The organism is Paenibacillus sp. TSA_86.1, from assembly GCF_052691815.1.
In genome coordinates this window covers 223,784-236,378 of record NZ_JBQZGE010000003.1, presented here as the reverse complement: position 1 = coordinate 236,378, position 12,595 = coordinate 223,784, and the positions used below count along the sequence as shown (strand labels likewise).

At 45.6% G+C, this 12,595-nt stretch carries 6 protein-coding genes; 2 read left to right on the top strand and 4 right to left on the bottom strand.

Translation table 11 applies throughout. The features are described from left to right. Positions 1-226: 226 nt before the first annotated feature. The gene (locus tag ACUTVW_RS10105; RefSeq protein ID WP_445645669.1) at positions 227-1,090 is read left to right on the top strand and encodes a hypothetical protein; all 864 of its coding nucleotides are present in this window, start codon (positions 227-229) and stop codon (positions 1,088-1,090) included. A gap of 146 nt (positions 1,091-1,236) precedes the next feature. On the opposite strand, the gene ACUTVW_RS10100 is transcribed toward ACUTVW_RS10105, so the two are convergent. The 3 genes from ACUTVW_RS10100 to ACUTVW_RS10090 all read right to left on the bottom strand — a co-directional run bounded on the left by ACUTVW_RS10100 (position 1,237) and on the right by ACUTVW_RS10090 (position 7,596). Then, complete coding sequence (locus ACUTVW_RS10100; protein WP_445645668.1) at positions 1,237-3,300, bottom strand: methyl-accepting chemotaxis protein; 2,064 nt, start codon at positions 3,298-3,300, stop codon at positions 1,237-1,239. A gap of 236 nt (positions 3,301-3,536) precedes the next feature. Next, positions 3,537-4,412, bottom strand: coding sequence for an amidohydrolase family protein (locus tag ACUTVW_RS10095; RefSeq protein ID WP_445645667.1), 876 nt, complete (start codon positions 4,410-4,412; stop codon positions 3,537-3,539). Next, positions 4,399-7,596 (bottom strand): GNAT family N-acetyltransferase, encoded by a 3,198-nt coding sequence (locus ACUTVW_RS10090; RefSeq protein ID WP_445645666.1) that lies wholly within the window; start codon positions 7,594-7,596, stop codon positions 4,399-4,401. Before ACUTVW_RS10090 ends, ACUTVW_RS10095 begins: the two co-directional genes overlap by 14 nt. A 386-nt stretch (positions 7,597-7,982) precedes the next feature. Here ACUTVW_RS10090 and ACUTVW_RS10085 point away from each other — a divergent pair, with 386 nt between their 5' ends. Continuing rightward, a complete protein-coding gene (locus tag ACUTVW_RS10085; protein ID WP_445645665.1) occupies positions 7,983-8,576 on the top strand; it encodes a DedA family protein in 594 nt (197 codons plus the stop codon). Positions 8,577-8,707: 131 nt separating this feature from the next. Here the strand turns inward: ACUTVW_RS10085 and ACUTVW_RS10080 are convergent, their stop codons facing one another. Beyond that, a complete protein-coding gene (locus tag ACUTVW_RS10080) occupies positions 8,708-12,496 on the bottom strand; it encodes a DUF4073 domain-containing protein (protein ID WP_445645664.1) in 3,789 nt (1,262 codons plus the stop codon). Positions 12,497-12,595 lie beyond the last annotated feature (99 nt).

Sequence of the window (12,595 nt, the reverse complement as noted above, 5' to 3'; positions counted from 1 at the left end):
GAATTTCTAAAAAGGGTGATTATTTATGCAAGAATCATTCGTCAAAAATAATTTTTTTCTCTTCTTGTTTATTTTACTCATTATAATTTCTGGATGCAGTAATGAGTCAACAAAGTTCAAAGAACATTCTGTCGACATAAAAAAACCGGTTGAACAGCCCCGCGAATACCTTTCCATTACTAATACCGAATACGTCAATGGAACGGATTCCAATGATGGAATGAAAATGAATGTATATACTTATGATCTACAGTCCAAAACTCTCAACAAAATGACTGACTTGCCATATAACTCTCAATATCCGTTGACCGTAGTTTCGTTGGCGGAAGACACTACGTATTATTCGGGCGAAGGTAAAAATAAAGGGGACCAGTTATTCGCTTATGATATGGAAACTCATCAGGCACAGCAATTAAGCTCTAATTTATTTGCGATTAATGCAATTATCCCGGATGTCACTGAGAATACACTAATGATGGCTGCTGTGCAAAAAGGAGAACGCCCTGTCAAAGTCATGTTTCTGGATAAAGCAGCACAAAAAATCTCGATATTAAATGAGCAAGATTCAGATACGACCACATGGGACATCGCTTATGATCCAGAAACAGAAAAAGCCTACGCGATCCAATACTCTGAGGAAGAACAATACGAGCAGATGGAAAAATCAAATCAGACCCAAAAACCGATGGTTCCACCGAGTCATACGATTATTGAAGTTGATCCCGTAACGAAGCAAACTCGTACAATCATCAGACTCAAAGATGAACAGATTCTCACTTTATCCGCCAGAGGAAACCTGCTTCTCATAGCAACTGCCAAATACATTAACAAAATGCCCATCGGATACAGTCTAGTGGATCTGAAGACAGGACAAAGGAAGGAACTTCATCTGCCGATCAAGGCCAGTAGTGAATTATTTTTGGATAAAAACGGTAACGGATGTTATTTTCTTGGGGAAAAAGGAAATGGAAGCACCGCACGAGGTATCTATTATTATGATATGAAAACGGATGAGATAGAGACTGTTTTTCTGCAAAAAGAAGGGTTCATTAATAACTTCACGCTGATATCGGAGCCAGGCAAAAAATAATAATATCTCCCTTTAACAATAATAAATATTCTTGCCGTGTGAGCATCAACACATAAAAACCTCCCAATCCACTATTTGGGATAGGAGGTTTAATGTTTTTAATGAGATCATTGAATTTTTGAAATTAGGTTCGCTTCAATCAATCCTTACGAACCCGTTTTGAACCGTGCCGATTCCGCAGCCAGCTTGTTGGTCAAAGCATCGATGGTCTGCACCAGCTCCGCCAAATGCCCGGTCATTGAAGATTGCTCCTCCATCGTGGCGGTGACTTCTTCAATGGATGCGGACACTTCCTCACCTGAAGCGGACAAGTTCTGTGCAGCACCCAGGACTTCGTCTTTGTCCCGTTCAATAGACTCAATCTCGGAGGCGATGGCCTGCACCTGATTCATCATATCTTGCATGTTCCGGGTTGCAAAGTTAAAGGTTTCTTTGGTTTGCATCACGCTGCTCTTGTGCTGCTCCGCAATGGCCTCAATAGCTCGCACACTCTGATTATTTTGCTCCACATGTTCAATCGTTTGCATAACGATGCGATTAATGTCTTCGGATTGTGCCGTTGTCTGTTCTGCCAGCTTGCGTATTTCGGAGGCCACCACGGCAAATCCACGCCCCTGTTCCCCTGCCCGTGCCGCTTCAATAGATGCATTGAGCGCAAGTAATTTGGTCTGATTCGCGATCTCGGTAATGGTACTTGTAATCTGCTGAATACCAGATGAGCTCTCTGCAAGTTGAACGGTGATCTTGGAGATGTTATGAACCTCTGCTTCATTCCGATCATTAACGGCAATAAGGGCATCGATCACTTCATGATTGTTTTGGAATGCATCCGTGATTTCATCAGCCTGAGCCATGACGGACTGAGACATCTCGTTGACATTCACAATTTTGCTACCCACGCTCATAAATTGATCCACGATTGCCTCGGTATCATTCGCCTGCGATTCCATCGCCCGTGATATCTCAAGTGCAGTGGCTGTCGTATCCGTTATCGATGTAGATGTCTGCTGCGCAGACCGATCCAGTTCCGCAGTACTTTTATTCAAGACACCGATAGAAGCGTTCATGCTGGCAATCAGTTGTCTGTTTCCTTCAGCCATAGTGTTGAAGCTATCCGCCAGTTCACTGAATTCTCCGCTATATTTATCCTTCGCTTGTACTGTCAAGTCGCCCCCCGCCAGTTGTTTAAACAACGTAGTAATGGACGTGACTGGCCTGGTCATCACTCGTGAGAGTAGAATGCCAACAAGGACCGAGAACGCTATTGAGCTGAATAGAACGATGTACATTTTATTCGCCATGCTCGTTAACGGCTGATTGACGTCTACATAGGAATCTTCAACAATAATCGTCCAATCCGCTTGTGGGATTTTGGAATAAAACGCGACTTTCTCCTCTGTACTTACTTCGCCCTGTTGCAATTCATCACTTGGAGCCAGATCCACAAGAGACTTGTACTCTCCTGATTCCAGCGGTTTCCCTGCCAGTTTAGCATCTGCCGAGTGATACATCACTTTACCCACCCGATCCAGAACAATCACTTTACCTTCGTCGTTAATTTTGACGTCCTCCAGTTGATTCGTGAAAAATGAAGTGGATATCGTAGCAATAACAATTCCGTTTATTTGCTCATTCTCATCATACATTGGGGAGGCAAAGACTGTACCGAGCGTACCCAGCGTTTTGGAAATGATGCCTTCACTGATGACCTGACGACCTTGAATCGCTTCTTTAAAATACGCTCGATCCGCTCGATCTCCTCCCAATGACTTCGGATCATTCGCCGCGACAACCGTGCCATTCTTGTCAATTAGCATGAGTACAACGGCACCCTCTATGCCTTCTAAACTTTTAGCTAATATATCACTCGATTCATTGACCAGGGCTTGGTTCTCAGTAAAAAAAGCCTTGGCATCCTGCCCGTTATTTGCACTTCGAACCGCTAACAACTGCTCAAAGGCTTTATGTTTCGTTATTAAATATGCGGCTTGTTTGGATAACTGCAGGGAGGTAAGCAGCCCCGATCCAATCCGATCCGAATTGGCATGAATCTCATCTTTACTTTTATCCTGTGTAATACCTTCAGCTATCTTATAACACAGCACAGCCGTTACGGTCAGTACGATACACACGAGAAGACTGATCATTAATGGTAATTTGATTCGAAAAGACATATTCCTTAGGCGCTGTCCTGCTTTTGCAAAAAACATGAATACCTCCACCATCCGTCCTGATTTTGTATGAGCCCATATAATGTTTGATATTTTAATATCGGCATGAATCCAATAATCTGACAGGGAATGGAGCATTTGCACAAAAAAATTTTTAATGATCTAAATTTATTACAAATTTGAAGTAATGGTAGTGAACTCAATGAACAGCGGTCTCTCTGATTCCAAAAGAAAACAAGCTCCTGCCAGCAGAAGCAAGAGCTTGTTTGGGGTTGCTACGGCTTTGCAATACGCTGACGAATACGTGGAAACAGGCTAAATGCGTTTTCGTAAAACACCTTCTCGTGATGCTGCTCTGGCACAAGTCTGCGGACAAATTCGGCATACAGATCGATCGGCGCAAGCGGCCAGTCGGTGCCGAACAGCATTTTCTCATAATGATCCGAGTAAACCAAAGCCCGGCGGAAGTGATCCATAAACAGCGGTTCGTTCATAAACCGTTCGAAGTGTGGACGATCCCCGACCACAAGCCCCGATAAATCTGCGTATACGTTAGGATTCTTCGCCACCACCTCGGCTGCATCCATCACCCAGGGATCCCCGAGATGGCAGATCATGAAGTTTACCCCGCGCTGTTGCAAGGCAAGCTCGTCCACCGTGAGCGGATGCGAATATTTGAGCAGTCCGTTCATCGAGTAGGTATCTCCCGTATGGATGACTACAGGCAGATTGTATTTTCCCGCCAGCTCATAGACCGGGGTATAGATTTTGTCATACACATAGTGGTGATAATAACCGGCATACAGCTTGATTCCCGCAACTTCGGGCGATTGCAATCTGGCTTCGATCCGGTCCAGCTCGTCTTGAGCTTGTTCACCATCAAGTCGGTTAGGGTTAATGCCTACACATTCCATTAGAAACGATGGAACCTGCTCTTCCAAGTCTAACCCCATCGGGTTAGGGGAACTGGAATCCGGGAAAGCCCCTTTCGTCTGCTCGCTTACGCCCATGCCGATGCCAAGAATAACGTCATTGCGGTCAAATTCTGCCTTGAGACCCGCCGCGCTGTAGTCTACTTTGGACAGGTCAATCGCAGTACGGTGAAAGCTGTCGATGTCCGATAGATGGATGTGAATATCAATGATGGGCATCGTCGGCCTCCTCTTCGCTTCTGGTGGTTACAAAATTCAACTTCAACAGATCATGAACATCCGCCGCATGGAGCGGGATCGGCCCCAGAACAAGATAGGTCGGCTCCGTCCAGACGGTCTCGCCATCTTTTATCGTGAGCTCATGTGATACATGATGTCCTGTTACCAGATTGTTGGCAAACGCCCAGGCATTCTGGTTCGGGTAACGATTCACCGCATGCAGCATGTTTTGACGAGATAGCGACCCTATTCGGAAAATCTGCTTCAAAGGCAAGCCAATGTCTACTTTGCCGAGCGGAAAACGATCTTGACCCGGTTGCTCGATCCAGCCTTCTGTATATACTTCCGAAGGCTTGAAGAAACGACCTTCTGTAAGAACATAATTAGTCCGTGTCAGACCGCTCTTGTTGGTCACAGCAAGTAAGGTGCAAAGTACGGGAACGCCAGGCAGCATCAGATCATGCTGTTGAACCGTTATTCCCCGGTTCGCTTCATGTTCCTCGATGCGGGTGGTCACCTTCAAGCCTTTCCACACATTGCCGAATTGATCCTTCTGCTCCGACCACGATAACCTCGTATGCTCCAATTGACGGCTAAATCCGTTCATGCCTGGAATATCGACAGCCATCCCGCCATACCAAGGATTCCACCACGAACGAGCAGCAGGTTCAGGGTATGAGCTGTCCAGCCACTCTTCTCCCTGAACTTTCAGAGAGTGTATAACACCAGCAAATGCCGGATCAGCTGTGATCGATAACACACCATTGTTTACGGTATATAACGTCCCTGACCCTTCTGCTCCCTCTTCCATCCGCAGCTGCACCTCGGATCGTGTCTGCGGGAACCAAAGTCCGGTTCGCTCTTGAATCCGGTCTTCTCCTTGATACACACCACGGACTTTCCAGCCGCTCTCCGCCTTGTCTAACTCGTCTGCTGTTCCCATTCCGGTGTCCTCAGGCGAAAACTCCAGCTTAACGGCGTCCAGATGCTCCGTCGCATCAAATACCATCGTACCTGCCTTAGTCTCCGATTCATCCCCCCGCTGTACATGCAGTTCCAGCGTACCTGCAAGCGGAACAAGTTTACGCTCGACTAATTCAGCCTGAAGCACATCCGCAGCAAATGGATTACCACCATTCAGCGTCAAATCCAGATGACGATCCAACATCGGAATAACTCCATTAGGTTGTTTACGAGCAAATGCACGGAAATCCGACCATTTGGCAAACGTGTTGAGCGCAAATACCGTTTCCTTCGTGGTTACCGAAGCCCCGGCTTCCAACCGTCCAAGCTCATGCTGTAATGCCAGCGTATATTCGGGCTTGATCAGCTTCAGCGAAGGGTCCCAGTAGATGCCGCACGCACCATACTCCTCCTTGCAAAACAGCCAGTTCTCCGTAATTTGTCCCGCATCCCAATGATTCGGATCACCAGCATAATCATCCCCCATATCCACAAAACGACCTTGATAGGGCAGAATGAGCCGATTGCCGAAGAAACCGAAGTGATCCATCAGGAACAGTTCTTCTTCCCATGCTGTATCACGTGTATTCAAAATCTCATGAGAGAATGTCGCAATTCCGTTAGCAGATAGTTTGGCAACTGTCTTCAGAAGCAATCCCGGGAAATTTTCCAACTCATAGAGCGCTTCCATAACCTGCTGATTCCCTTCAGCCACAATCTGTACTTCTTTGGCTTCTTTCAGGGACAACTCCTCCGAGTATGGCTTCCCGAGCTTCGGATAGTTCCACCAGAAAGAGTGACGTGACCCGGGATATTCGATCCACATGACGTTATCATGTTTGTTCATGTGGAGGGAGTACGCGCCATTCACCGCAATCCACTGTCCATTCGCCTCTCCGCCATACCTGCCTTCAATGCCCTTCATCAGCACAGAGAGTTTTCTTGTAAAAGAAATCTCAGATCCTCCCACCGGAACAGCGGTGATCACCACGTCTTGGGCATATATACCATATGAATGCAGTGTAAATGGGACGGACACGGCACGTTTGCCCTTCGCCGGTAACGTAAAGCGCAGTGTTCGCTCTGTCCAGTCTAGAAAAGCGTCTGCAGGCAGTTCCATAACAAATTCTGTTACCGCATCCACATTGTTTTCCACGTTCAGGATTAGCTCTGCCGGAATACCCGGATATAGTTGTTTCACGGGGAGAACGGGTGTAATCTTTGCAGGGAATTTAGGATGAAGGCCAAGACGGAACTGAGCTTTCTTGCCGCCAATCAACCAGGCACTGCAGATAACCGGATGTGTTTTGTTCTTGTTCTGTTCTTCGGTCACCGGATCGAGGTAAAACTCTCCCTCTACCGTGATGCTTTCGCCCGGCTGCAAGGTTTGCACGACATCCATAGCAAAACGGATATTTTTGTCGTCTTGTCCTTTGATCTCGAACTCAAGATTGAAGTTGGATTTATTTTCAATATGATAACGCACGGAATAACTCGAACCAAACACCAGATCATGATGATCTACTTCGGTATGGATGTTGTAATCCGGCGTTTCGAGAGCAGCCAGGCCGCGGCCTGTTTTTTCAAAAGTTGCCCGCAGGGAGAGATCCCCTTTTTGCCACGTATAATCCAGGAAATCGAATCCATGCTCCTGCCGTCCATCCGGCTCGATTACCAGTTCACGGGTGCTGTCAGCATACCAATCCAACGTTTCAAAGTAAGGTGCTAGCGCCTCGGTCTGCAATACGGTCGGGATAAAGTTCATCAGATGTACGCTGTCGTCTTTTTTCTCCCAAAAGAAACCGCATTTCTTGTACATTGGCACCGCCTTCGTATTGCCCGGCCATGTGAACAGATCCAAGCGCGGCCATCCAGCCTCTACTGTTTTCTCCACTGCCTTTAAGATTAGATTACGTCCAATCTTGTAACCGTGATAGTCCGGACGTACGTTGAGCAGGGGTACATATAATGCATTCTCGTCAAAACGATAATGGGCAAAGCTGCAAAAACCGACGACCTCTTCATCATGAATCGCCAGAAACACATGCAGATTGGAGGAGTTCTCCATCTCCTGGCGAATGCTTTCCTCGGTTCTCTGCCTCGTGCCGCCTCCCCAGCTCTCATTACTTTGGTTCCACATGCCTGCCAATCTGGCGGCATAAGAAGCGTTGTATTCAATAATACGAATCTGATCGATAATAGATTGTGATTGTGCACTCATGTTCTGCTCTCCTTCTCTATATGTATAGGATGGTCTTCGTGAACACTAACTGGCCTTCGTCTGATCGCTACAGAATTAATCCAGGCCCTGTGTGGCAAATCTAGCGATAGTCTTATCATACTATATTTGGAAACATTTTCGGAGCATCTTCGTCTCATAGATTCATATTGGCTCCAGATCGATTATAAGTAAATAAGAAACCTTGAACAGCGATCATACGTAATCTACCATGTGGCTCTTCAGCACTATGTATAGGCTAACATATCCGGTGGTGAAAGGATAAATGGCCTTGCCTGTGAGTTTTGACAAGCGCTATTCGTACTTGTTACTCTGAAGAGAGCAATGTCTACTTATATCAAAAATAGATAGATTTGTGGAGGGAAAGCATGACGGAGTGGATCACGCAATTCATACTGTTCTTTAAAGATTTGTCATACGCAGGTCTTGTTATTGCCCTATCGTTTGAATTCGTCCCTGCTGAACTTGTTCTGCCCATGGCGGGATATTGGGTATATCTTGGGGATATGAAACTGTGGTTAGCTATTCTGGCAGGAACTGTTGGCGGCACGTTTGGCCCATTAACGTTATATGCACTCGGACGCTACGGTGGCAGACCGATGGTTGAGAAGTACGGCAAGTATTTCCTCATTCGCCCTCACCATGTGGAAGCATCCGATAAATTTTTTGAAAAATACGGCAGCGGGGTTGCTTTCTATGGACGCTTTGTACCCGGCATTCGAACCGTCATCTCCATTCCTTGCGGTATGGCGAAAATGAACGTGTTTAAATTCAGTATCTTTACCTTTCTAGCCATGCTTCCAATCACAGCCATTTACGTTTACCTCGGTTACAAATTGGGGGCACAATGGGAAGAAGTCGGCGAAGTGGTTAAACCGTATGTCATCCCGGCAGGCATGATCTTCCTGATCGGATTTGGACTGTACATGCTGTTGAAACGTTGGAAAAAAAGACCGGCTTAGACAAGTGAATGGCTTGTTAAAGTAAGGGAAGGGATCAAAATAAAGCCCCACTGATTTTTAGAATCAACGGGGCTTTATGAGCTGTAGAGATTTTTAATTACAAAAGACTTGCTTCCATAGGACAGAACTTTTTAAAATGTAAATGTCTCAATGGCTCCTGCTTCAAAAGGATGCTGAGCCGCTTCTCGAACCCGAACGGAATCCCCTGTTTGGAACGAAACGGTTTGGTCGACGAGCAATGGAGTCCATGCTCCATCATTTTTCGAGTATTCCAGTGTCGGCAAAGATGTGGATATGGATTGGTTCAGACTCATCACATGAACTTTGGATGTGAATTTAAACTCTTTTGCTGGTGCAGCCTCCACATATTGACCACCTTTCTCACGAAGAAGAACGGTGAGATCCCCAGGAAACTTTTGCGGATTCTCTACATTGTAAGTAGTCCACGTCAGGCCAGCATCGACTGAATATTCCATTGCGGAGGACATATCTGCGGCATAGAACATATTGTCGGCATCATTGTTAGCAACATTCATTTTCACATTATCTCCAAAAGTAACCGTAACGAACTTACCTGCCGGAACTTGATTGTCCGGATCAGCTTTCACACGCACTCGCACGAATACCTCTCCTGGAAAAACAGGTGGATTGGCTTCATCATACGTGATCCAATTTTGTCCTTTATCTAGTGAAAATTCCATACTTGCATTGGCTCCGACCAAAATATTTAGTTTATCCTCTTTAGAGACCGTTGGTTGCTCAGGAGCAGGAGGCAGCGTATCTTTGATCGCAATAGAGATCGGTGTCGTATGAGTTCCATCTTGAAGTACAGCTTGAATCAGCAAATGTGTTGCTCCATCAGGAATAGACGTGCCTTGGGACAAAGTATAGCTGTTTCCATCTAACTTATCCAATGTCTTGATTGTACCCAGGCTTCCACCCGCATTCCCCCACATCAGCTGATAGGAAACGACGGAAGTGTCAACTGCGCCTGGTACCCAACTAATCTCGCCTCCAATAAAACCTGCTGCTGGATCGGTATCCACAAAAGAAAGAGAGAGAGGCATAGAGGACGATTTCTTGTAGGCCAGCTCGTAAACATGACGAATTTGTTGAATGCTTATAAATTTATTTTCCGGTAAGAGACCGCGTTCACTTAGGATCATTTTAGCAACTGCGGTTCGAGCCACTTGGTTCATATTGCTATATTGCGCTGCATCAATCTGAAGTGTATCCGCATACTGTTTCAGATAAGATTCCATGTTGGAGTTCGTTCCAGCGCTATTGAAGTTACGGATCACAGTAGCTTCGGTATTAGACGGTGCAGGGTATTGCTGGTTAGTCGCCTCAATAATCTGTTTGACATCACTGAATGTACTGAACTGGCCAGCTTTTTCTGCCAATGCTTTCTGATAATATTGTGCGTTAAATTCAATTAAACCCAATTCCTTCTTCAATGGAGAAGGATATACGCCAAGAATATACATAACTGCTTCTGCCTTGGCTGGGTCGGCTTTGTTGCCCGTTTCGATGGACAATTGCTTCGTGATCAACGAGACAACATCCGGTCCCGAGTAACTTCCATGTCCACCGAACGAACGGGAACTACTTCCATCTGGATCTTTGATAGTCAACGCATTTTTAACATAAGTCCAATCAAATCGATAAGACTTCCCGTCCCCCACTGTTACCGGGTCAAAATTCACATTAAGAATAGGCATTTTCGGAATGGTTAGATCCCATTGGATCGATTTAATCTCAATAAATCCATATCCATAGTTGCGCAAGTGACCATCCTTAAAGATCGCAGCCGGATTAGTAGTGCTTGTTGCTGGAGGTGTAAGTACACCTGTAAACTGAATTCTAATCTGACTCAGGTTCGTATTATCGTATGGAAGCACACTGATGTCATTGGCAATATAATTCATAATGGAATGAATAAACATCGGCTGCGTTTCCTGACCCGTCTCTCCATTTTTGAAAATGGTATAGATATGATAGGTTTTGGATGGCTCTAGACCTTCTACTTTGTACGTTACAGGTTGATTAGCTGTCACCGTAAACTCCCCATGGGTCGAAGGTAAGTTACCAGGAAGTGATCCAATCTTCACTTGTTCCGCTGTAGGGCTTACATTATCGTCGGCACGAACAGCCATGTAATAGACTGTACCTGATTTATTCGTGGTCATCAGACCAACAGCTGAATCTTCTGTACGGTCCTGATAACTCTTGTACGTATATGGATACCATGATGTCGGGTCTGGATTCCCCGGAGTTGGTGTTGTACCCGGATTGGAAGGAGTTCCTCCTCCTGCATTCCCTGTACTGCCTCCACTAGTGGAAGAACTACTTCCTCCAGGGCTTGGTTGTACAAAAGTCGGATTGCTTACACCGTTAATCGTAGCGATTTGAGTTTTAACCTTATCGTAATTTGCAATGACTCTTTCGGGCGATACTCCCTCTGGCAGAACCAAACGCTGAATGGAAGCATTCGCTGGAATGGATACTTGACTCGCACGATCCGTAATCGTTACAGAACCAATAACCCCGGTACCCTGTAGGCTAATTGTTCCAGCACCTTGAATGGTCAACGAATCGATCCGCCCCGTTCCAGAGATGCTGGTTGCTTCACTACCCGCGTTAACCTCCAGGTTACGGATGTGTGCATACAATGAAGCGTTCTGAACCCCTGCTCCTACCGTCACTGTTTCGTATGTGATGGATTCATCTCCCCATAATCCAGAGAGCTTGGATTCAATATGAACCTCTTTAACGACCGTTTTATTCACGGATTCAACTCGAACATCTTCCTTACTAATATTCATTCCCTGAAGAGATGATTGGTCGAAAACAACCGTGTTGTCATCTCCACCCTTTACATAAGTCGTACCTTTAACTGTGACTTTCTCCGCGTAAAAATCATTCTCAAGCTCTTTTGAAATTTCCAGATCACCGCTAATATTGAGGTTCTTAATCGTTATGTAGTCGGCTGCTACTCTTACGTTACCCGCTATCACTGCTTGTCCACCATCAAGTACGGCATTTCCTGAGAACTCATTTTTTCCCGTTTCTGCTGCCTGGCCTGGCGTAACCAGTTTGAGCTCTAATACATTAGTGATCTGCTCATTTACCGTTTCAATTCGGACTCCCGCATTCGCAAGTGCAACTGCATTTTTAGCCTCAAATAACGGTTTTAATGCTTCGGTTACCCCATATTGCTTATTTCCAATCGTAACTGTACCGTTTTCTACTTTCTGGATGGTTTGCAGTCTGCTGTTTGCCACCGTGGAATCCATTCGGACTAAAATAGCGGCCAGTTCTTGTCGCAGCACTGGCTGCTGAGGATGAAAGCTGCCGTTATTGCCTGTCATCAGACCGGACGAGACAACAGATGTCACCGATTTTTTGGCCCACGTTGATATTTGCTCATTATCTTTAATCTTGGACTGCTCACTATTTTGATCTTGCATTGTATCTAATTGAGTTGCTCTAGCCAACATGGAGGCTAATTCTTCCCGTGTAACGACAGCTTGGGGACGAAACATACCGCTCGGATCTCCGTTCATCCATCCGGCTTTTTGCACGGCCTCAATCGCACTTGCACTCCATGAACCTGGAGTCACATCCGAAAACTTAGAAGTTGCATGATCATTCAGTTCAAGACCCATAAGTTTGGCAAGTGAAACAGCTGCCTCTTGACGAGTAACCTGCTGTAGGGGATGAAAGTACCCTTTAGGGTCTCCACTCATGAAATTTTTCTCTTGAGCCTCATGTATAATTGCCTTAGCCCAAGGCGAAGCCTGTTCAATATCTTTGAACGGAAGTGCGGATGCTGCCGAAACACTCGAATGCACGGCTGTGCTTAGCGTAAGCGCTATCGTTGCTATAGCTGCTACGCCCAGTTTTTTTGAAATATCCATAATGCCTCCTATTATCACTCAAGTCTTTTCTCCTGATTTTTGTATATTATTGAATCAAAAGACCCATTCATCATAATATGTAATTCGACATATAACAAT